The sequence below is a fragment of the gamma proteobacterium symbiont of Axiagastus rosmarus genome, from assembly GCF_059730925.1.
Window position 1 is genome coordinate 1,175,818 of sequence record NZ_AP035925.1, and the last position, 20,949, is coordinate 1,196,766.

At 58.5% G+C, this 20,949-nt stretch carries 19 protein-coding genes; 14 read left to right on the top strand and 5 right to left on the bottom strand.

The window, feature by feature from the left end:
* Positions 1-128 precede the first annotated feature (128 nt).
* The 11 genes from ndk to AC6I8F_RS05425 all read left to right on the top strand — a co-directional run bounded on the left by ndk (position 129) and on the right by AC6I8F_RS05425 (position 12,884).
* Complete coding sequence (gene ndk, locus AC6I8F_RS05375) at positions 129-560, top strand: nucleoside-diphosphate kinase (RefSeq protein WP_021506555.1); 432 nt, start codon at positions 129-131, stop codon at positions 558-560.
* A gap of 187 nt (positions 561-747) precedes the next feature.
* Positions 748-1,917 (top strand): dual-specificity RNA methyltransferase RlmN, encoded by a 1,170-nt coding sequence (gene rlmN / locus AC6I8F_RS05380; RefSeq protein ID WP_021506556.1) that lies wholly within the window; start codon positions 748-750, stop codon positions 1,915-1,917.
* Between the two features lie 75 nt (positions 1,918-1,992).
* Positions 1,993-2,727: a type IV pilus biogenesis/stability protein PilW gene (gene pilW, locus AC6I8F_RS05385; protein WP_058770850.1), complete on the top strand. Its 735-nt coding sequence runs from the start codon at positions 1,993-1,995 to the stop codon at positions 2,725-2,727.
* Positions 2,717-3,739: a cytoskeleton protein RodZ gene (rodZ, locus tag AC6I8F_RS05390; RefSeq protein ID WP_058758298.1), complete on the top strand. Its 1,023-nt coding sequence runs from the start codon at positions 2,717-2,719 to the stop codon at positions 3,737-3,739. Before pilW ends, rodZ begins: the two co-directional genes overlap by 11 nt.
* Positions 3,740-3,777: 38 nt before the next feature.
* Positions 3,778-4,899, top strand: a complete 1,122-nt coding sequence (gene ispG, locus AC6I8F_RS05395) for a flavodoxin-dependent (E)-4-hydroxy-3-methylbut-2-enyl-diphosphate synthase (RefSeq protein ID WP_021506559.1) — start codon at positions 3,778-3,780, stop codon at positions 4,897-4,899.
* 105 nt (positions 4,900-5,004) lie between these two features.
* Positions 5,005-6,279, top strand: a complete 1,275-nt coding sequence (hisS, locus tag AC6I8F_RS05400) for a histidine--tRNA ligase (RefSeq protein ID WP_413675810.1) — start codon at positions 5,005-5,007, stop codon at positions 6,277-6,279.
* 39 nt (positions 6,280-6,318) lie between these two features.
* Positions 6,319-6,936: a YfgM family protein gene (locus tag AC6I8F_RS05405; protein WP_021506561.1), complete on the top strand. Its 618-nt coding sequence runs from the start codon at positions 6,319-6,321 to the stop codon at positions 6,934-6,936.
* Between the two features lie 19 nt (positions 6,937-6,955).
* Positions 6,956-8,137, top strand: a complete 1,182-nt coding sequence (gene bamB / locus AC6I8F_RS05410) for an outer membrane protein assembly factor BamB (protein ID WP_058758300.1) — start codon at positions 6,956-6,958, stop codon at positions 8,135-8,137.
* A 176-nt stretch (positions 8,138-8,313) separates the two neighbouring features.
* On the top strand, positions 8,314-9,804 hold the full coding sequence (gene der / locus AC6I8F_RS05415; protein ID WP_021506563.1) for a ribosome biogenesis GTPase Der: 1,491 nt from the start codon (positions 8,314-8,316) through the stop codon (positions 9,802-9,804).
* Between the two features lie 84 nt (positions 9,805-9,888).
* Positions 9,889-10,116 (top strand): zinc ribbon domain-containing protein, encoded by a 228-nt coding sequence (locus AC6I8F_RS05420; RefSeq protein WP_058758301.1) that lies wholly within the window; start codon positions 9,889-9,891, stop codon positions 10,114-10,116.
* Positions 10,117-10,445: 329 nt separating this feature from the next.
* Positions 10,446-12,884: a glucose/quinate/shikimate family membrane-bound PQQ-dependent dehydrogenase gene (locus tag AC6I8F_RS05425; protein ID WP_282954681.1), complete on the top strand. Its 2,439-nt coding sequence runs from the start codon at positions 10,446-10,448 to the stop codon at positions 12,882-12,884.
* Positions 12,885-12,970: 86 nt separating this feature from the next.
* On the opposite strand, the gene AC6I8F_RS05430 is transcribed toward AC6I8F_RS05425, so the two are convergent.
* From AC6I8F_RS05430 to xseA, 4 genes are all read right to left on the bottom strand, one after another.
* Positions 12,971-13,153: a con-10 family general stress protein gene (locus AC6I8F_RS05430; RefSeq protein ID WP_071813581.1), complete on the bottom strand. Its 183-nt coding sequence runs from the start codon at positions 13,151-13,153 to the stop codon at positions 12,971-12,973.
* A 102-nt stretch (positions 13,154-13,255) separates the two neighbouring features.
* A complete protein-coding gene (locus tag AC6I8F_RS05435) occupies positions 13,256-13,585 on the bottom strand; it encodes a protealysin inhibitor emfourin (RefSeq protein ID WP_021314501.1) in 330 nt (109 codons plus the stop codon).
* Positions 13,582-14,595: a M4 family metallopeptidase gene (locus tag AC6I8F_RS05440; RefSeq protein WP_498028598.1), complete on the bottom strand. Its 1,014-nt coding sequence runs from the start codon at positions 14,593-14,595 to the stop codon at positions 13,582-13,584. The genes AC6I8F_RS05435 and AC6I8F_RS05440 overlap by 4 nt, the downstream gene beginning before the upstream one ends.
* A 125-nt stretch (positions 14,596-14,720) precedes the next feature.
* The gene (gene xseA, locus AC6I8F_RS05445) at positions 14,721-16,088 is read right to left on the bottom strand and encodes an exodeoxyribonuclease VII large subunit (protein WP_104094134.1); all 1,368 of its coding nucleotides are present in this window, start codon (positions 16,086-16,088) and stop codon (positions 14,721-14,723) included.
* Positions 16,089-16,256: 168 nt separating this feature from the next.
* Here xseA and guaB point away from each other — a divergent pair, with 168 nt between their 5' ends.
* A complete protein-coding gene (gene guaB / locus AC6I8F_RS05450) occupies positions 16,257-17,723 on the top strand; it encodes an IMP dehydrogenase (protein ID WP_021506568.1) in 1,467 nt (488 codons plus the stop codon).
* A 72-nt stretch (positions 17,724-17,795) separates the two neighbouring features.
* The gene (gene guaA / locus AC6I8F_RS05455; protein ID WP_021506569.1) at positions 17,796-19,376 is read left to right on the top strand and encodes a glutamine-hydrolyzing GMP synthase; all 1,581 of its coding nucleotides are present in this window, start codon (positions 17,796-17,798) and stop codon (positions 19,374-19,376) included.
* Between the two features lie 113 nt (positions 19,377-19,489).
* Here the strand turns inward: guaA and AC6I8F_RS05460 are convergent, their stop codons facing one another.
* Positions 19,490-20,401: a LysR family transcriptional regulator gene (locus AC6I8F_RS05460; protein ID WP_211727083.1), complete on the bottom strand. Its 912-nt coding sequence runs from the start codon at positions 20,399-20,401 to the stop codon at positions 19,490-19,492.
* A gap of 95 nt (positions 20,402-20,496) precedes the next feature.
* Here AC6I8F_RS05460 and AC6I8F_RS05465 point away from each other — a divergent pair, with 95 nt between their 5' ends.
* Positions 20,497-20,940, top strand: a complete 444-nt coding sequence (locus tag AC6I8F_RS05465) for an ester cyclase (RefSeq protein ID WP_498028599.1) — start codon at positions 20,497-20,499, stop codon at positions 20,938-20,940.
* Positions 20,941-20,949: the final 9 nt, after the last annotated feature.

A 20,949-nucleotide genomic window follows, 5' to 3' on the forward strand; every position in this document is an offset into this window, starting at 1 on the left:
GAAATCAATTATTTTCAATAATTCCTCTCTTCACTCATAGGCAAGGCGCGCCGATCTCCCTATAATCGGCGCGTTTTCTTACCGGGAGCGGGTTCCCGGTTTCTTCAGGATGCTAATCAGAGGTAATCATGGCAATCGAACGCACTTTCTCCATCATCAAACCAAACGCCGTCGCTAAGAACGTGATTGGTGCTATCTACAACCGTTTCGAAAGCGCTGGCTTCAAAATCGTTGGTGCGAAAATGCTGCACCTGACCAAAGAGCAGGCTGAAGGCTTCTACGCGGAGCACAAAGGCCGTCCGTTCTTTGATGGTCTGGTTGAGTTCATGACTTCTGGCCCGGTTGTGGTATCTGTTCTGGAAGGCGAAAACGCTATCCAGCGTCACCGCGATCTGATGGGTGCAACTAACCCGGACAACGCGCTGGCCGGTACGCTGCGTGCTGACTACGCAGACAGCTTCACCGAAAACGCCACCCACGGTTCTGACTCTGCAGAATCTGCGGCACGCGAAATCGCTTACTTCTTCGCAGAAAACGAAGTCTGCCCACGTACCCGCTAAGTGCGCGGTAGCGGATGCGGACAGGCGTCTTTACACCTTGTAACCGGTGGCTAAGACGTTCCCCTGGCATCACGCAGCAGATGTAGTACAATTATGCGCCCTTGTTGAGCCCGGCTCAGCGAGGGCGCTGTTTTTTTCCTATTCTTAACCAGAGCCGTAACGTGTAACAACGAGGCCAGAGAACATTATGTCCGAACAGATTGTGACGCCGTCGTCCGCTTCCCCCGTGGTTGTTTCCCCGAAAAACGAAAAAATTAACCTGCTGGATCTTAACCGTCAGCAGATGCGCGAATTCTTTGTTGAGATGGGCGAAAAACCGTTCCGTGCCGATCAGGTCATGAAGTGGATGTACCACTACTGCTGCGATGATTTCGAGCAGATGACAGACATCAATAAAGTGCTGCGTGGCAAGCTGATGCAGCGCGCTGAAATTCGTGCGCCGGAAGTGGCGGAAGAGATGCGCTCCAGCGATGGCACCATCAAGTGGGCGATTCGCGTCGGCGATCAGCTGGTGGAAACCGTGTATATCCCGGAAGCCGACCGCGCCACGCTGTGCGTCTCCTCGCAGGTAGGCTGTGCGCTGGAGTGTAAATTCTGTTCGACCGCGCAGCAGGGCTTTAACCGTAACCTGCGCGTGTCTGAAATCATCGGTCAGGTATGGCGTGCGGCAAAAATTATCGGTGCCGCTAAAGTGACCGGCCAGCGTCCGATCACCAACGTGGTCATGATGGGCATGGGCGAGCCGCTGCTTAACCTCACCAACGTGGTGCCGGCGATGGAGATCATGCTGGATGACTTCGGTTTCGGCCTCTCCAAACGTCGCGTGACGCTGTCGACCTCGGGCGTAGTGCCGGCGCTGGACAAGCTCGGCGATATGATCGACGTGGCGCTGGCGATTTCGCTGCACGCGCCGAACGACACCATCCGCGATGACATCGTGCCAATCAACAAAAAGTACAACATCGAAGCCTTCCTGGCGGCGGTGAAGCGCTACATTGGCAAATCCAACGCCAATCAGGGCCGCGTGACGATTGAGTACGTGATGCTGGATCACGTCAACGACAGCACCGAACATGCGCATGAGCTGGCGGCGCTGCTGAAAGAGACGCCGTGCAAGATCAACCTGATTCCGTGGAACCCCTTCCCGGGCGCGCCGTATGGCCGCAGCTCGAACAGCCGTATTGACCGCTTCTCCAAAGTACTGATGGAGTACGGTTTCACCACCATCGTGCGTAAAACGCGCGGCGACGACATTGATGCCGCCTGTGGTCAGCTGGCCGGCGATGTTATCGACCGCACCAAGCGTACGCTGCGTAAAAAAATGGCCGGTGAAGCCATCTCTGTGAAGGCGCTCTGAAAGATCGCGCCCGCTGCTACGCATCGGGCGTCAGGCGTGGCAGTCTCTGCGCTGAACTGACAGGGAGAGACTGAGATGCGTAAAGGATTACCCGCCGCGCTGCTGGCCGGCTTTGTTGTAACCGGGTGTGTCGAAGCACCGGCGCGGCACGGCGCGGCTGATATCCGGCTGCAGCTGGGGTTGCACTATCTGGCGGTGAAGGATTATGCCGCGGCGCAGCGCAATTTGCTGCGCGCGCAGCAGGCCGCGCCGCGCGATTACCGGGTGCCGCTGGCGCTTGCGCGCGTCGCGCAGGCACAGCAGAATAACGCCCGGACGCGCCATTACTACCAGCGCGCGCAGCAGTTAGCGCCGCTGAATGGTTATGTGGCTAACAATTACGGTGCGTTTCTCTGCGGTTTGAGGCAGTATGACGAAGCGCATCAACAGTTTAAGCTGGCAACTGAAGCGCAGCACAGCGACGCCGCTCAGGATGCCCTGCTGTTTTCGGGCTATTGTTACCTGCAGGCGGGAGAGGATCGCGCCGCGCGCCAGCAGTTCGATCTCGCGCTGGATGCCGCACCGGAGCAGGGCAGTATGCTGCTGACGGAAGTGGAACGACGGCTTGAACAGCAGCAGTGGGCTTCAGTGCCGCTGCTTTTAGAAGTTTACCATCAGCATTTGCCGGCAACGGCAGAGAGTCTGGGGTTACAGATACGTTTCGCCGCGCAACAGGGAAACGCTGCTGACGTTACACGTTATGGCGACCGGTTGGCGCGAAGTTTTCCACAATCGATACAGTACCAGCGTTATTTAGCTAATGAATACTGAAGCCACTCAAGAGAATTCTGCAGTACATTCCACAGGTGAACGCCTGCGTCTGGCCCGTGAGCAGATGGGGCTGACCCAGCAAAACGTCGCTGAGCGCCTGTGCCTGAAACTTTCTACCGTGCGTGATATTGAAGAGGATAAATCCCCGGCGGATTTGGCCTCGACCTTCCTGCGCGGCTACATTCGCTCTTATGCGCGTCTGGTGCATGTACCTGAAGATGACCTGCTGCCGATGATGGCAAAGCAGGCTCCGGTGCGTGCGGCGAAAATTGAGCCTATGCAGAGCTTCTCACTGGGTAAGCGTCGTAAAAAGCGTGACGGCTGGTTGATGATCTTCACCTGGCTGGTGATTTTCGTGGTGGTCGGCCTGACCGGCGCCTGGTGGTGGCAGAACCATAAAGCCTCGCAGGCGGATCTGGTGTCGATGGCTGACCAGAACGGCAGCAGCAGCGACAACAGCCAGTCGATTCCGCTGGGTGACAACAGCACGGACAGCACTACCGACAGCGACACTAACGCGGCCGGTACGCCGATTGACACCGGTGCCGGTGCGGTCAGCACGCCAGACAACGCGGGCAGCACTAACTCTGCGCCAGCAGCGACCAGCAGCAACACGGCAACCAGCAGCGACAACGCAGTGGTGTCACCGAGCCAGGCGCCGATTGATAACGCACCGCCAGCGGCCACCTCACCGGCTCCGGCCAACAGCGTGCCGGCAGGTTCAATGCCAACCGGTACCGCGGCCGTCAGCCAGCCCGCGGGCGATCCTAACGCCGTGGTGATGAACTTCAAAGCTGACTGCTGGCTGGAAGTCACCGATGCGACCGGTAAGAAGCTGTTCAGCGGATTGCAACGTAGCGGCGGTAAACTCAGCCTGTCCGGCACCGCTCCGTATCGTCTGAAAATTGGCGCTCCGGGTGCGGTTGACGTGCAATATCAGAATCAGCCCGTTGATTTAAGTCGTTTTATCCGTAATAACCAGGTTGCCCGTCTGACGCTGGGTGCGCAATAACGCGCAGCGCGCTTTCCGGGTAATTGTGGAGAGAGAATATGCATAACGAAGCACCCATTATCCGTCGCAAATCTACACGTATTTACGTCGGCAAGGTGCCGGTTGGCGATGGCGCGCCTATCGCCGTTCAGTCAATGACCAACACCCGTACCACGGACGTCGAAGCCACGGTGAATCAGATCCGTCAGCTGGAGCGCGTCGGCGTGGATATCGTGCGTGTGTCCGTGCCCACTATGGATGCGGCGGAAGCCTTCAAACTGATTAAGCAGCAGGTCAACGTGCCGCTGGTAGCGGACATTCACTTTGACTACCGCATCGCTCTGAAAGTGGCCGAGTACGGCGTCGATTGCCTGCGCATTAACCCGGGCAACATCGGTAACAACGAGCGTATTCGCCAGGTAGTGGATTGCGCCCGTGACCACAATATTCCGATCCGTATCGGCGTTAACGCCGGTTCGCTGGAAAAAGATCTGCAGGAAAAATACGGTGAGCCAACGCCGCAGGCGCTGCTCGAATCTGCGATGCGTCATGTTGATCACCTCGATCGCCTCAACTTTGACCAGTTCAAAGTGAGCGTCAAAGCCTCCGATGTGTTCCTGGCGGTGGAATCTTACCGTCTGCTGGCAAAAGCCATCGATCAGCCGTTGCACCTTGGCATCACCGAAGCCGGTGGCGCGCGTGCGGGAGCGGTGAAATCAGCGATCGGCCTTGGTCTGCTGCTGGCGGAAGGGATTGGCGATACGCTGCGTATTTCACTGGCCGCCGACCCGGTTGAAGAGGTCAAAGTCGGCTACGACATCCTGAAATCACTGCGCATCCGCTCACGCGGCATCAACTTCATCGCCTGCCCGACCTGTTCGCGCCAGGAGTTTGACGTCATTGGCACGGTGAACGCGCTGGAAGAGCGGCTGGAAGACATCATCACGCCGATGGACGTCTCGATCATTGGCTGCGTGGTGAACGGTCCCGGCGAAGCCACGGTCTCGACGCTCGGCGTCACCGGCGGCAACAAGAAAAGCGGTTTCTACGAAGATGGCGTGCGCCAGCGCGATCGCCTCGACAACAATGACATGATCGATCAGCTGGAAGCGCGCATCCGTGCAAAAGCCACCATGCTGGACGAGAGTCGCCGCATCAACGTGCAGCAGCTGGAAAAATAAAGGACGGTGTGCGCCCGGCGCACGCCAGTTGTGATTGAACCTGTGCGGTTTCATCCTCATAAGGTATGATGCCGGACAGGTTTTTTTGTATTAAGAGATTCTAACGTGGCGAAGAATATTCAAGCGATTCGCGGGATGAACGATTACCTGCCGGCAGATACCGCCATCTGGCAGCGTATTGAGGGCACCCTGAAGCAGGTGCTGGCCAGCTACGGCTACAGTGAAATCCGTCTGCCAATCGTCGAGCAAACCCCACTGTTCAGCCGCGCGATCGGTGAAGTCACCGACGTGGTTGAAAAAGAGATGTACACCTTTGAAGACCGCAACGGCGAAAGCCTGACCCTGCGTCCGGAAGGCACCGCAGGCTGCGTGCGCGCCGGTATCGAACATGGTCTGCTGTACAATCAGGAGCAGCGCCTGTGGTACATCGGTCCGATGTTCCGCTACGAGCGTCCGCAGAAGGGGCGCTATCGCCAGTTCCACCAGATGGGTGTGGAAGTGTTTGGCCTGCAGGGGCCGGACGTGGACGCCGAGCTGATCATGCTGACCCATCGCTGGTGGAAAGCCCTGGGTATTGCTGACCACGTTGAGCTGGAACTGAACTCCATCGGTTCACTGGAAGCACGCGCCAACTACCGCAGCGCGCTGGTGGCCTTCCTCGAACAGCATAAAGAGGTGCTGGACGAAGATTGCAAACGCCGCATGTATACCAATCCGCTGCGCGTGCTGGACAGTAAAAATCCGGATATTCAGACGCTGCTGAACGACGCGCCGACGCTGGGTGAATTCCTCGACGAGGAGTCACGTGAACACTTCAGCGGCCTGTGCGCGCTGCTCGACGATGCCGGCATCAAATACCGCATCAATCAGCGCCTGGTACGCGGCCTCGACTACTACAACCGCACCGTGTTCGAATGGGTGACCAGCAGCCTCGGCTCGCAGGGCACCGTGTGCGGCGGCGGTCGCTATGATGGTCTGGTGGAGCAACTGGGCGGCCGCGCAACGCCGGCGGTCGGTTTTGCCATGGGGCTCGAGCGTCTGGTACTGCTGGTGCAGGCGGTGAATCCGGAATTTGAACCGACGCGCATTGTTGATGTCTATGTTATCGCTTCGGGGCAGGGCGTGCAGTCCGCCGCGATGCAACTGGCGGAAAAACTGCGTGATGCCAACCCGGCGCTGAAGCTGATGACCAACTTCGGCGGCGGTAACTTCAAGAAGCAGTTTGCCCGTGCAGACAAGTGGGGCGCACGCATTGCGCTGGTGCTGGGCGAAGACGAAGTGAAAGCGGGCCAGGTGGTGATTAAAGACCTGCGCACCGGCGATCAGCAGACGCTGGCGCAGAGCGACGCCGCCGCGACGCTGCACACGCTGCTGCAGTAAGCGCAGCACTGCAACAGGCATTTTAAGGAGAGGGATTGCGTGGAAGTTTACAGCAACGAAAACGAACAGGTTGATGCGCTGCGTCGCTTCTTTGCCAATAATGGCAAAGCACTGGCGGTCGGGGTTATCGTCGGTATCGCTGCGCTGGGTGGCTGGCGTTTCTGGAGCAGCCATCAGGAAGGAGCGGACAAAGCCGCGTCGGCGCAGTATCAGCAGCTGACCAGCGCCATGCAGGCAGACAAGCCGCAGACGCTGGAAGCGGTCGCCAGCTTCGCCAGCGAGAACAACAACACCTACGGTGCGCTGGCCGCGCTGGATCTGGCTAAACAGTACGTTGCCGCCAACCAGTTAGACAAAGCCATCACGCTGTTACAGAGCGGGCTGAAAGACACCAAAGATGCCAATCTGCAGGCGGTGATCAACCTGCGTCTGGCACGCATTCAACTGCAGCAAAATCAGGCCGATGCCGCCCTTACTACCCTGAACAATGTGAAGGGTGATGGCTGGACAGCTATTGTGGCGGACATTCGTGGCGAAGCACTGCTGAGCAAAGGCGATAAGCAGGGCGCCCGTGATGCCTGGAGCAAAGGTGCGGAATCGCAGGCATCTCCTGCGCTGAAGCAGATGCTGCAGATGAAGATGAATAACTTAAGTTAAGCCAGTCAAGAGAGCGCACATGGAATTACGTAAATACCTGCTGCCAGGGCTGATGTCAGTCACTCTGCTCAGCGGTTGCTCGCTGTTCAGCGGCGAAGAAGATGTAGTGAAAATGGCCCCGCTGCCGAAGGTTGAAAACCAGTTCACGCCGGAAACCGCGTGGAGCACCTCGGTCGGTGACGGCGTGGGTGATTTCTACTCCAATCTGCATCCCGCCTGGCAGGACGGCACCGTGTATGCCGCCGACCGCTTCGGTATCGTGAAAGCGCTCGACGCCAGCAACGGCAAAGAGAAGTGGAAAGTGAACCTCTCTGAGAAGACCGGCTTCTTCTCGAAAAACATTTCGGCACTGCTGTCTGGCGGTATCACGGCCAATGGCGATCGCCTCTACATCGGTAGCGAGCGGGGGCAGGTATTTGCCCTGAACAGCAGCGACGGCAGCATTGCCTGGCAGACCAAAGTGGCCGGTGAAGCGCTGTCGCGTCCGGTGGTCAGCGATGGTCTGGTGCTGATTCACACCAGCAACGGTATGCTGCAGGGGCTCGATCAGAGCAGCGGCGCGGTGAAATGGAGCGTGAATCTGGATATGCCAGCGCTGTCGCTGCGCGGTGAATCGGCGCCTGCGGTGGCGTTCGGCGGCGCGATTGTTGGCGGTGATAACGGTCGCGTCAGCGCGGTGATCATGAACCAGGGCCAGCTGATCTGGCAGCAGCGTATCTCCCAGCCAAGCGGTGCGACCGAGATCGATCGTCTTAACGATGTCGACACCACGCCGGTGATCGTCAATGGCGTGGTTTATGCGCTGGCCTACAACGGTAACCTGACGGCGCTGGATCTGCGTTCCGGTCAGATTCTGTGGAAGCGTGAAATCGGCGGCGTCAAAGATCTGATCGTCGATGCCGGTCGCATCTATCTGGTGGATCAGGATGACCGCGTGATTGCGCTCAACGCCGATGGCGGCGTGGCGATCTGGCGTCAGAGCGATCTGCTGCACCGTAACCTGACGTCGCCGGTGCTGTTCAACGGTTACCTGGTGGTCGCCGATAGCGAAGGCTATGTGCACTGGATCAACACCCTGGACGGCCGCTTCGTGGCGCAGCAGAAACTGGACAGCGATGGCTTCCAGACCGAGCCGGTCGTGGCCGGTGACAAGCTGCTGATCCAGGCGAAAGGCGGTGAGGTCTACGCCATCACCCGTTAAGGCGATGGCCCGACGGGCAGCGTTTCGCACGCATTGATACGGCTCCTGATTCGTCAGGGGCCGTTCTGTTTTTAGTCAGGCATGATATTCTTGGCGCCTGCGGCCTGAACCTGACGGCAAATGCCGTTATAATCACGCCATTCGGGCGATTTATTTTTAAAACTGAGGCAAGTGTTATGGTACCTGTGGTCGCGCTGGTTGGGCGTCCCAATGTGGGGAAATCCACGCTGTTTAACCGCTTAACGCGCACACGTGATGCGTTAGTGGCCGATTTCCCTGGACTGACTCGCGATCGCAAATATGGTCGCGCCGAAGTGGAAGGGCGCGAATTTATTGTTATCGATACCGGCGGTATTGATGGCACCGAGGAAGGCGTGGAAAACCGCATGGCAGAGCAGTCGCTGCTGGCGATTGAAGAGGCCGATGTGGTGCTGTTTTTAGTTGATGCGCGTGCTGGCGTCATGCCGGCGGATCAGCAGATCGCCAATCATCTGCGTTCGCGCGATAAAGCGACGTTCCTCGTTGCCAACAAAACTGATGGTCTCGATCCGGATGCTGCGGTGCTGGACTTCTACGCGCTCGGCCTGGGTGAGATTCACCCGATTGCCGCGTCGCACGGTCGTGGCGTCACCAGCCTGCTGGAAACCGCGCTGCTGCCGTGGATGGATGATATCGCGCCGCGGGAAGTCAGCGAAGAGGACGAAAACGAAGCCTACTGGGCCGCGTTAGCCGCCGAAGAGAACGGTGAAGCGCTGGAGGAAGAAGAGGAAGAAGCCTTCGATCCGACAGGTCTGCCGATCAAACTGGCGATTGTCGGGCGTCCCAACGTAGGTAAGTCAACGCTCACCAACCGTATCCTCGGTGAAGACCGTGTGGTGGTGTACGACATGCCGGGCACCACGCGCGACAGCATCTACATTCCGATGGAGCGTGATGACCGCGAGTACATTCTGATTGATACCGCGGGCGTGCGTAAGCGCGGCAAAATCACTGATACGGTGGAAAAATTCTCCGTCATCAAAACGCTGCAGGCGATTGAAGATGCCAACGTGGTGATGCTGGTGATTGACGCGCGCGCGGGCATTTCCGATCAGGACCTGTCGCTGCTCGGCTTTATCCTGAATAGTGGGCGCTCACTGGTGATTGTGGTCAACAAGTGGGATGGCCTGTCGCAGGAGATTAAAGATGAAGTGAAAGAGACGCTGGACTTCCGTCTCGGCTTTATCGACTTCGCGCGCGTGCACTTTATCTCGGCACTGCACGGCAGCGGCGTGGGCAACCTGTTCGAATCCGTGACCGAAGCGTACGACTGCTCGACCAAACGCGTAAATACCTCCATGCTGACGCGTATCATGAACATGGCTGCTGACGACCATCAGCCGCCGCTGGTGCGTGGCCGTCGCGTGAAACTCAAATACGCGCATGCCGGTGGTTATAACCCGCCGATTGTGGTGATTCACGGTAATCAGGTGAAGGATCTGCCGGATTCCTACAAGCGTTACCTGATGAACTACTTCCGCCGCTCGCTGAACGTGATGGGAACGCCGATTCGCATCCAGTTTAAAGAGGGTGATAACCCGTATGCGGGCAAACGCAACCTGCTGACGCCAACCCAGCAGCGTAAGCGTAAGCGTCTGATATCGCATCTGAAGAAAAACAAACGCTAAACATGATGAGGGCCCGGATGGGCCCTCTTTTTTTGGCGTAACATCCGGTTTATCACGATCCTCAGCCACGATTCCGGAGTCATCATGCTCACCCCATGCCCTCACTGTCAGCAACCGCTCACTTACAGCGAACAACGCTTCGATTGCCCGCACTGCCAGCGTCATTTCACCGCGCTGGCCTGCTGTCCCGACTGCCAGCAGCCGCTGCAGGTGCTGAAGGCGTGCGGTGCCATAGATTATTTCTGTACCCACGGTCACGGCCTGATCTCCAGCAGGCGCGTGCATTATCGCCCGGAAGACGTCATGGAATGAGGGTTTGCGATAGCGCGAAGTGGTGCTGGCTGCTCGCTTCGCGCTGCGTTTGTAGCAAAAATGCTATTGCCCAGTAACTACCACGTTATGGATGTTCACTTTTAATTGTACCGGATGGTACAATCCTGCCCGCCTTGTCGCGAATGCCTGCGGATATTGATCCTGCGGCCTCGCTCACAAGCGCTGCATAACGGGCGTAGCTCCCGTACCAACAGATATAAAATAAAGCGTAACGGATAACTTCCTGTCCCTGCTCAGTCAGGAAGACATTGACCGGCTGCTCCCGCATTCCGGCCGCCACGCGTTATTTTTTCAGGAGAGTTTGTGTTATGGCAGAAAATTCCGCTCGTCCCGGTAAAGGGTTGAGTCTCTGGTCCGTGTTATTCGGACTGGTCCTGCTGGCGATCGGCCTGTTCTTCGCGATCGGTGGCGGTAAACTGGTGGCCCTGGGCGGCAGCTGGTACTTCCTTATTGCCGGTATCGTCATGTTACTGTCGGCGATTCAGTTCCTTCGCCGTAAATCCTCGGCGGTTACGCTGTTCATTCTGGTCTTCGCCGGTACGCTGATTTGGGCGCTGTACGATGCTGGCTGGCAGTTCTGGCCGCTGGTGTCGCGCCTGATGGTGCCGGCCGGCCTGATGGTGCTGGCGTTTATTACCTGGCCGGCGCTGCGTAAGCGTGAAGGCAAGGCCTCGCTGGCGAAGCTTTCGTATGCGCTGTCAGCAGTGATTGCCGTTGGTATGGTGGTCACCTTTGTCCAGATGTTCCAGCCGCATCCGACTGTTGCTTTCACCGGCAAGCAGCTGCCGTTGATCCCGGTAGATAAAAGCAAACCGCAGCAGGACTGGAGCAGCTACGGCCGTACGCCGCAGGGCGACCGTTTTGCTGCTATCGACCAGATTACCCGCGACAACGTTAAAGACTTGCAAGTTGCCTGGACGTTCCATACCGGCGACACTCCGATCAGCCCGACCGGTAACGGTGCAGAAGATCAGGAAACGCCACTGCAGGTGGGTAACACCCTGTATCTGTGTACGCCGCACAACAACGTGATTGCGGTGGAAGCCGACAGCGGTAAGCAGATCTGGAAGCGTGAAATCAATGCGCAGGCGCAGGTGTGGAACCGCTGCCGTGGGCTGGCGTACTTTGATGCCACCAAACCGGTACAGCAGCCAACGCAGCCGGGCTCCACGCCGGTGCCAGCGGTAACGCTGGCGGCGGGCGATAGCTGCCAGCGTCGCATCCTGATGAACACCATCGATGCGCGTCTGATTGCCATCAACGCCGATAACGGTGAACTGTGTGAAAACTTCGGTAACCACGGTGTGGTCGATCTGAAGCAAGGTCTTGGCAGCGCGCCGGACCCGCAGTATCAGCTGACCTCGCCGCCGCAGGTAGCGGGCACCACGGTCGTGGTGGGCGGTCGCGTCGCGGATAACGTCCAGACAGACATGCCTGGCGGCGTTCTGCGTGGCTTCGACGTCATCACCGGCCAGATGCGCTGGGCGTTTGACCCGGGCAATGAAGATCCGAATGCCGTGCTGATGCCGGGTCAGGATTACACCCGCAGCACGCCAAACTCATGGGCGCCAATCTCTTACGATCCGGCGATGAACACCGTGTTCCTGCCGATGGGCAGCTCGTCGGTGGACCTGTGGGGTGCCAACCGTACCGCGCTGGATCACAAATATGGCGCGTCGGTGCTGGCGCTGGACGCGACCACCGGTAAAGAGAAGTGGGTGTATCAGACGGTCCACAATGACCTGTGGGACTTCGACCTGCCAATGCAGCCGAGCCTGGTGGACTTCCCGATGAAGGACGGTACCACCAAACCTGCGGTGGTGATCGGCGGGAAAACCGGCATGATCTGGGTGCTGGATCGCCTGACCGGCAAGCCTTTAACCAAAGTTGAAGAGCTGCCGATGCCGCAGGGCCATATCCCGAACGAGCAGTACACCAAAACTCAGCCGCACTCGGTAGAAATGCCAAACATTGGCAATCAGAAACTGACCGAGTCAGACATGTGGGGTGCTACGCCGTTTGACCAGCTGGCTTGCCGTATTGCTTTTAAAGGCATGCGTTATGACGGCCTGTTCACCGTGCCGGACACCGATGTTTCGCTCAGCTTCCCGGGCTCGCTCGGTGGCATGAACTGGGGCAGCATCTCGTTCGATCCGAACAACCAGTACATGTTCGTTAACGATATGCGTCTCGGCCTGTGGGTGCAGATGATTCCGCAGGACACCACCAAATCGGCTGCCAGCAACGGCGGTGAAGCCATTAACACCGGCATGGGTGCGGTACCGCTGAAAGGCACGCCGTACGCAGTAAACAAAAACCGCTTCATGTCGCCGCTGGGCATTCCATGCCAGGCACCGCCGTTCGGTACGCTGTCGGCCATCGACATGAAGACCCGTCAGATTGTGTGGCAGGTGCCGGTGGGTACGGTGCAGGATACCGGTCCGTTTGGTATCAAAATGCATGCGCAGATGCCGGTCGGTATGCCGACGCTGGGCGGTACGCTGGCAACGCAGGGCGGTCTGGTATTTATTGCCGGCACCCAGGATTACTACCTGCGCGCCTTCGACAGCTCAACCGGTAAAGAAGTGTGGAAAGCACGTCTGCCGGTGGGCAGCCAGGGCGGACCAATCAGCTATGTTTCGCCGAAAACCGGCAAACAGTACATCCTGATCTCTGCAGGCGGTGCGCGTCAGTCGCCGGATCGCGGTGATTACGTGATTGCTTACGCGCTGCCCGACAGCAAGTAAGCCGCAGTAAAAGAAAGGCCGACATCATGATGTCGGCCTTTTTTATTAACCTTCCGTGGCGTACTCCTTCCTGTAAGGATCCTTACTTACTTCTGCTTGGAGGGGCGACGGCTTTTTTGACCTCCTTTTCTTCCAGCTTCCCTGGCTCTCTCAGGATCGTTCCTGAAATTGCCCCCACTGACTTTGCCGCCCGCGCTACCGGCTTCCCTGGCGCGCTCCGGGTCCTCTGCAAAGTTCCCGGCACCGCCTCGTTGCTTGGTTTGTGTCATAGCAGAGACCTCATCTAAGGGTATTTTCTTTGATGTGGACTAGCTAGCCACGTTATCCAGTATAGTCAGTTAGTTACGGCGATGCTGTGGGAACTGTCTAAGTTATTCTTCGCCATCGCGCCACAGCGCCTGCAGTTCAGGAGGCGCAACGTTTTCCGGAATCAGGATCACAATCGTTCCGGCTTCGCGGTGGGTCGCGTAGCTAATCTGGATGCGGAAATAGCGCTGGTCGCCGCGCCCGATGCTGGCGGCCTGTTCCTCCGGTTCGCCGAGCGGCAGCGCCTGCTCCAGCACGTTGCACACGCGCTGCTTTTGCGGTTCCGGCAGCTGCGCCAGCGCAAATCGCCGCTCGCTGCGCAGGCCGGGGATAAATGCAATGCCGCCTTCACGCGCCAGCTCAATGATGGCGTCATCGGTCAGCTGAATATTCACCTTACACCTACCTCGTGCCACGCGGACTGGATCGCCTGTGCCACCGTATTATCAAAACGTTTTGCGGCATGCTGTACGGTAAAGCGCGCAAAGGTGCTGAAGTCGGCATCCTGCGGCAGTTCCTTATCGCACAGCGTGTCGTACCATGCCTGACCGGCCCGTTCCCAGGCAAAGCCACCCAGCGCGGTCGCCGCCAGATAGAAGGCGCGATTAGGAATGCCGGAGTTAAGATGCACGCCGCCGTTGTCTTCGCGCGTGTCGATATAGTGATCCATATCGGCAGGCTGCGGATCTTTGCCGAGCAGCGGATCATCATAGGCGGTACCGGGCGCGGACATCGAGCGCAGGCCGCTGCCCTTAATACCCGCCGCCAGCAGCCCTTCGCCGATGATCCAGTCGGCCTGATCGGCGCTTTGCTTAAGGTGATACTGCTTCACCAGCGAGCCGAACACATCGGACATCGATTCGTTGAGCGCACCTGCCTGCTGGAAGTAAATCAGCCCGGCTTCGGTTTCGGTCACGCCGTGCGTCAGCTCGTGCGCGACCACATCGATGGCAATGGTAAAGCGATTGAAGATCTCACCGTCGCCGTCGCCAAATACCATCTGCTGGCCATTCCAGAAGGCGTTCTGGTACTCCTTGCCGTAATGCACGGTGCCATCCAGTTTCAGGCCTTTGTTGTCCAGCGAGTTGCGCTGATAGATCTGCCAGTAGAAATCATAGGTGATGCCGAGATAGTTCCACGCTTCGTCGGCGGCGACGTCACCGTTACCGGGCTGGCCTTCCTCACGGATCAGGGTGCCGGGCAGATTTTGCGTATTACCCGCATCGTAGATAGCACGCAAAACACTGCCGGACTGCGCAGTGCTGGCTGCGCTGGCGGTGTGAGGATGTTCCGCCATCAGCTGTTGCACGTGGGTGAGGGTGCGCCGCGCGTAATCCTGCTGTGCGCCGGAACAGTTATCGATGATGTTTCGCAGAATATACGGAGGAATAACGCTGTAAGGCATGTCGAACTCCCTGACGGATGGGTATGTCAGAAAGTATAGACCCGCTTATCAATCGCGCGCCGCTGCGTCTGCAGCCCGCGCGATTTAAGGGGTTTTATCAACCATTTATGCGGCTGAAAAGATTATCACGCCTTACGGCTGCGCGTCTTCTGTGGTTGTAACGCCGTCACCTGACTCTCCACCCAGCCATCATCCAGCCGGGTACGCAGCAGATCGCCGGCATGCAGCTGACGGGTCTTTTTCACCACCTGGCCCTGAGCATCGGTGGTGACGCTAAAGCCGCGCGCCAGCGTCGCCAGCGGACTCACGCCTTCCAGCTGTGCTGCCAGCGTACCAAAACGCTGCCGGCTGTGATTGAGCTGTTTTTCCATGCCCTGCTGCAGCCGGTAGTGCCACTGCTGTAACTGTTGCTGAGCGCGCAGAATACGTCCCTGCGGCTGCTGGGATTGCAGGCGCTGCAGCAGGCGATCCTGCTGGCGATGCGCCAGGCGCAGCCGCTGGTCGGCCGCTTCCTGCAGACGTCGCTGCAGCTGAATCAGCGTGGTTTGCTGGCGTGCCAGGCGCAGCTGCGGATGCTGCTGTTGCAGACGATGCTGCAGCCGGGTGAAGCGGCGCTGCTGCTGCGCCACGTAATAATCCATCGCCATCTCCATGCGCTGCTGCTGAGACTGCAAACGGCGCAGCAGCTCGATCTGGTTGCGGCTCACCAGCTCGGCAGCGGCAGAAGGCGTCGGCGCGCGCAGATCGGCAACAAAGTCGGCGATGGTGACATCGGTTTCATGCCCAACGGCGCTGACGATCGGCAGGCGGCTGGCAAAGATGGCCCGCGCCACGCGCTCGTCGTTAAAACTCCACAGATCTTCCAGTGAACCGCCGCCGCGCCCGACGATCAGCACGTCGCACTCGTCACGCTGGTTGGCCAGCTCGATGGCGCGCACGATGGCGGCGGGCGCATCAACGCCTTGCACTGCCGTCGGATAGATCACCACCGGCAGCGAGGGATCGCGGCGATGCAGCACGCGCAGCACATCGTGCAATGCCGCGCCGGTGGCGGAGGTGATCACACCCACCTGGCGCGCCGGCTCCGGCAGCGGCTGTTTAAACTGCTGGTCGAACAGCCCCTCCGCCGCCAGCCGGGCTTTCAGCTGCTCAAACTGTTGCTGCAGCAGCCCTTCACCGGCCGGATGCATGCTTTCGATAATCAACTGATAGTCGCCGCGCGGCTCATACAGCGTGATGCTGGCACGCACCAGCACCTGCTGACCGTGCTGCGGGCGAAAGCTGACGCGTCGATTGCTGTTGCGGAACATGGCACAGCGCACCTGCGCGCCATCGTCCTTCAGGGTGAAGTACCAGTGACCGGAAGCGGGCTGAGTGAAATTGGAAATTTCAGCGCTGAGCCACACCAGGCCCATCTCATTTTCCAGCAGTTGGCGCACCGTGGTGTTCAGGCGGCTGACAGTAAAAATATTGGCGGTTGGCGGTAGCGACATGTGATGAGGATCAAATTTCAAATCAGAGGGTTAATTAACCGATACTACATGCCTGCCCCGGAGGATCAATACTTTTTCCGAAAAAACACTGGAGGCAACCGATTTCGGCCTGTATAATGCCGCGGCAATATTTTATCTGTTTTAAACGCCCCAGGTGGAGATATTGCAATGTTAAGAATCGCGAAAGAAGCCCTCACATTTGACGACGTCCTGCTCGTTCCCGCTCACTCCACTGTTTTACCCAACACGGCCGATCTCAGCACCCAGCTGACCAAAAACATCCGTCTCAACATTCCTATGCTGTCTGCAGCGATGGACACCGTGACCGAAGCCGGTCTGGCGATTGCGCTGGCGCAGGAAGGCGGTCTGGGCTTTATCCACAAAAACATGTCGATTGAGCGCCAGGCGGATGAAGTTCGCAAGGTGAAAAAACACGAAAGCGGCGTCGTAACGGAGCCACAGACCGTGCTGCCAACCACCACGCTGGCCGAGGTGAAAGAGCTGACCGAACGTAATGGCTTCGCCGGTTACCCGGTGGTTAACGCCGACAACGAGCTGGTGGGCATCATTACCGGTCGTGACGTGCGCTTCGTGACCGATATGACGCTGCCGGTGACCGCGGTCATGACGCCAAAAGAGCGCCTGGTGACGGTGAAAGAGGGTGAAGCGCGTGAAGTCGTGCTGCAGAAAATGCACGAAAAACGCGTCGAGAAAGCGCTGGTTGTTGACGACAGCTTCCACCTGCTGGGCATGATTACCGTTAAAGATTTCCAGAAAGCCGAGCGTAAACCTAACGCCTGTAAAGATGCGCAGGGTCGTCTGCGCGTCGGTGCCGCAGTGGGTGCCGGTGCCGGCAACGAAGAGCGCGTTGATGCGCTGGTCGCTGCGGGCGTTGACGTACTGCTGATCGACTCCTCGCACGGCCACTCCGAAGGCGTGCTGCAGCGTATCCGTGAAACCCGCGCAAAATATCCGGACCTTGAAATCATCGGCGGCAACGTGGCGACCGGTGCAGGCGCACTGGCGCTGGCTAACGCGGGCGTGAGCGCGGTGAAAGTGGGCATCGGCCCGGGCTCCATCTGTACTACCCGTATCGTTACCGGCGTTGGCGTACCGCAGATCACGGCGGTATCCGACGCGGTTGAAGCGCTGGAAGGTACCGGTATTCCGGTCATCGCTGACGGTGGTATCCGTTTCTCTGGCGACATCGCCAAAGCCATCGCTGCGGGTGCGTCGGCGGTAATGGTTGGCTCCATGCTGGCCGGTACCGAAGAATCACCGGGCGAAATCGAACTCTATCAGGGACGTGCGTTCAAATCCTACCGCGGGATGGGTTCACTGGGCGCGATGTCCAAAGGCTCGTCTGACCGTTACTTCCAGAGCGATAACGCCGCCGACAAACTGGTGCCGGAAGGTATCGAAGGGCGCGTTGCCTATAAAGGCCGCCTGAAAGAGATCGTGCACCAGCAGATGGGCGGCCTGCGCTCCTGCATGGGCCTGACCGGTTGCCCGACCATCGACGATCTGCGCACCAAAGCCGAGTTCGTGCGCATCAGCGGCGCCGGCATCAACGAAAGCCACGTGCACGATGTGACCATCACCAAAGAGTCACCGAACTACCGCATGGGTTCATAATCCCGTAAGATTTCCCGCCCGGCTCCAGCCGGGCGCTTTTATTATTAAGTCCATCCCAATGGAAACGCCTCAATGACGACTGAAAATATTCATAAACATCGTATTTTGATCCTCGATTTTGGTTCTCAGTATACGCAGCTGGTCGCGCGCCGCGTGCGTGAGCTGGGCGTCTACTGCGAACTCTGGGCGTGGGATGTCACCGAAGAGCAAATCCGCCAGTTCAACCCGAACGGCATCATCCTGTCCGGTGGCCCGGAAAGCACCACCGAGCACAACAGCCCGCGCGCGCCGGAATATGTGTTCAATGCCGGTGTGCCGGTGCTGGGCGTGTGCTACGGCATGCAGACCATGGCGATGCAGCTGGGCGGTAAGGTTGAAGGCTCGAACGAGCGTGAATTTGGTTATGCGCAGGTTGAAGTGACAACCCCGAGCGCGCTGGTGCGTGATATCGAAGATGCCATCAGCGCGGCGGGCAAACCGCTCCTCGACGTGTGGATGAGCCACGGTGACAAAGTCACGGCGATCCCGGCAGACTTCGTGACGGTTGCCAGCACCGAAAGCTGCCCGTTTGCCATCATGGCTAACGAAGAGAAGCGTTTCTACGGCGTGCAGTTCCACCCGGAAGTGACGCACACCCGTCAGGGCCTGCGCATGCTGGAGCGTTTTGTGCGCGACATCTGCGGCTGTGAAGCGCTGTGGACGCCAGCCAAAATCATCGAAGATGCGGTAGAGCGCATCCGTGAGCAGGTGGGTGAAGACCGTGTGATTCTCGGCCTGTCCGGCGGCGTGGACTCATCCGTGACCGCGATGCTGCTGCACCGCGCGATTGGCGAGCGCCTGACCTGTGTGTTCGTTGATAACGGACTGCTGCGTCTGAATGAAGCTGAGCAGGTGATGGACATGTTCGGCGACCACTTTGGTCTGAACATCGTGCACGTTGCGGCAGAAGGGCGCTTCCTCGACGCACTGGCGGGCGAGAACGATCCGGAAGCCAAACGTAAAATCATCGGCCGCGTGTTCGTGGAAGTGTTCGACGAAGAAGCACTGAAGCTGACCGACGTGAAATGGCTGGCGCAGGGCACCATCTATCCGGACGTGATTGAGTCGGCGGCTTCAGCTACCGGTAAAGCGCACGTGATCAAATCGCACCACAACGTGGGCGGTCTGCCGAAAGAGATGAAGATGGGCCTGGTTGAGCCGCTGAAAGAGCTGTTCAAAGATGAAGTGCGTAAAATCGGTCTGGAACTCGGCCTGCCTTACGACATGCTGTACCGTCATCCCTTCCCGGGCCCGGGTCTGGGCGTGCGCGTACTGGGTGAAGTGAAGAAAGAGTACTGCGACCTGCTGCGCCGTGCCGATGCCATCTTTATCGAAGAGCTGCGCAAAGCCGATCTGTACAACAAAGTCAGCCAGGCCTTTACCGTGTTCCTGCCGGTGCGCTCCGTTGGCGTAATGGGCGATGGCCGTAAATACGACTGGGTAGTTTCCCTGCGTGCTGTCGAAACCATCGACTTCATGACGGCCCACTGGGCGCACCTGCCGTACGACTTCCTCGGCCGCGTCTCTAATCGCATCATCAACGAAGTGAACGGCATCTCACGCGTGGTTTATGACATTTCAGGTAAACCGCCTGCGACGATTGAGTGGGAATAACGCCCGCACTGGCAACCGCCAGCACCTGAAGCTTCAAAGCCCGCGTAACTGCGGGCTTTTTTATCCTGCCATCTTTCGCATCGTCTTATCCGCGCAGAACCCACACACAGCGCCTACAGCCGTGCCGCCTGTTGTTCAATAAATTCCCTGAACCACTGCTGGGCGGGATGCGCGTCGCTGCGCCGGTGCCAGATCAGGTTGAACACCATTTCGGGCAACGACAGCGGGGGAGGGAACAGTACCAGCTGGCGACTGGCCTGCGCATGCAGCGCCACGCGCTTCATCACGGTCGCCGTCATGTGGGTTTGCGCCACGATAGACGGCACCGTAAACATCTGCTGGACCGTCAGCCCCAGTCGGCGCTTTTTACCTTGCTGCGCCAGCACCTGATCAACCAGGCCGTACAGTTCACCTTCCGGCGAGACCAGAATATGCGGCAGCGCCAGGTAGCTCTCCATGTCCATGCCGCGTCTGGCCGCCGGATGGTTGCTGGCAACGATGGTGACGAATTCGTCGCGCAATACCGGCCGGGAGATGATGCGGCTATCGCTGTGCGTAGGCATGACGCCGATGGCGACATCAATCGCGCCGGCATCTAACAAATCGACCGCGTGATCGCGGTTGGTAAACGCCTGCACATTCAATGACACGCCGGGGGCGACGTCCTGTAGCGCCTGCATTAACGAAGGCAGCAACACGAAAGCCGGATACTCCGACACGCCCAGTTTGAAATTTATTTGCGCTTTTTCCGCTGCAAATGCGGGCTTTGCCACCAGCGTCGCTTCGAGCTGGCGCAACGCCCCGGCGATGGGGCCGGACAGATCGCGCGCACGCGCTGTTGGCAGTAAACCCTCCGCGCTGCGCATGAACAGCGGGTCACCGAACAGGGTGCGTAATCGCGACAAAGCGGCACTCATCGCCGGCTGGCTGACGCCCACCTGGGTTGCCGCCCGCGTGACGTTGCGCTCGTTCATCAGCGCGTCAAAAGCCACTAACAGATTGAGATCGATGCCATGAAAATCCATACGGCAAATAATCACTCATATTGAATATTTGTTGGACGAATTGTAGGGCGCTGCGCAAAATTCCACAACCAACCCTCACCTGAAAGTGAATAACGATGAATCCAGCAGCAGAATACGTACAACGGCTCAAAATTGAACGACAGGCGGCAGAGACGCTCTATCAGGCCTTCAGCGACAACAACCCCGATCTGGTCGATAGCGTGCTGGCACCGTCATGGGAAGACATTCCGCTGGCGCCAGGACAAGTTGCCGGACCGGAAGGCATCAAGCCGATCATTCGCATGCTGGCGCAGGCTTTTCCGGACGTGCAGATCGTGGTGCATGACATGATTCAGGAGCCTGGCCGCATCGCGGCGCGGGCGGAAATCAGCGGCACCCATCTCGGCGAAATTTTCGGTATCGCGCCGACCGGTAAGAAAGTGAGCTTCCGTCTGCATGAGTTCCATGCGCTGGAGGACGGTCGTCTGATCACCACCTGGCACATGGAAGATTGGTTTGGCCTGTTCCTCCAGCTTGGCCAGTTTCCGCCACAAGCCTGAATCAGACCG

What these genes read in the sequence shown, in the direction of transcription:
- xseA (WP_104094134.1), bottom strand. Translation starts at nt 16,088, where the DNA reads ATGTCGCTACCGCCAACCGCCAATATTTTTACTGTCAGCCGCCTGAAC.
- pilW (WP_058770850.1), top strand. Translation starts at nt 1,993, where the DNA reads ATGCGTAAAGGATTACCCGCCGCGCTGCTGGCCGGCTTTGTTGTAACC.
- guaB (WP_021506568.1), top strand. Translation starts at nt 16,257, where the DNA reads ATGTTAAGAATCGCGAAAGAAGCCCTCACATTTGACGACGTCCTGCTC.
- ispG (WP_021506559.1), top strand. Translation starts at nt 3,778, where the DNA reads ATGCATAACGAAGCACCCATTATCCGTCGCAAATCTACACGTATTTAC.
- rodZ (WP_058758298.1), top strand. Translation starts at nt 2,717, where the DNA reads ATGAATACTGAAGCCACTCAAGAGAATTCTGCAGTACATTCCACAGGT.
- AC6I8F_RS05460 (WP_211727083.1), bottom strand. Translation starts at nt 20,401, where the DNA reads ATGGATTTTCATGGCATCGATCTCAATCTGTTAGTGGCTTTTGACGCG.
- AC6I8F_RS05440 (WP_498028598.1), bottom strand. Translation starts at nt 14,595, where the DNA reads ATGCCTTACAGCGTTATTCCTCCGTATATTCTGCGAAACATCATCGAT.
- der (WP_021506563.1), top strand. Translation starts at nt 8,314, where the DNA reads ATGGTACCTGTGGTCGCGCTGGTTGGGCGTCCCAATGTGGGGAAATCC.
- rlmN (WP_021506556.1), top strand. Translation starts at nt 748, where the DNA reads ATGTCCGAACAGATTGTGACGCCGTCGTCCGCTTCCCCCGTGGTTGTT.
- AC6I8F_RS05430 (WP_071813581.1), bottom strand. Translation starts at nt 13,153, where the DNA reads ATGACACAAACCAAGCAACGAGGCGGTGCCGGGAACTTTGCAGAGGAC.
- guaA (WP_021506569.1), top strand. Translation starts at nt 17,796, where the DNA reads ATGACGACTGAAAATATTCATAAACATCGTATTTTGATCCTCGATTTT.
- AC6I8F_RS05420 (WP_058758301.1), top strand. Translation starts at nt 9,889, where the DNA reads ATGCTCACCCCATGCCCTCACTGTCAGCAACCGCTCACTTACAGCGAA.
- bamB (WP_058758300.1), top strand. Translation starts at nt 6,956, where the DNA reads ATGGAATTACGTAAATACCTGCTGCCAGGGCTGATGTCAGTCACTCTG.
- AC6I8F_RS05465 (WP_498028599.1), top strand. Translation starts at nt 20,497, where the DNA reads ATGAATCCAGCAGCAGAATACGTACAACGGCTCAAAATTGAACGACAG.
- AC6I8F_RS05425 (WP_282954681.1), top strand. Translation starts at nt 10,446, where the DNA reads ATGGCAGAAAATTCCGCTCGTCCCGGTAAAGGGTTGAGTCTCTGGTCC.
- ndk (WP_021506555.1), top strand. Translation starts at nt 129, where the DNA reads ATGGCAATCGAACGCACTTTCTCCATCATCAAACCAAACGCCGTCGCT.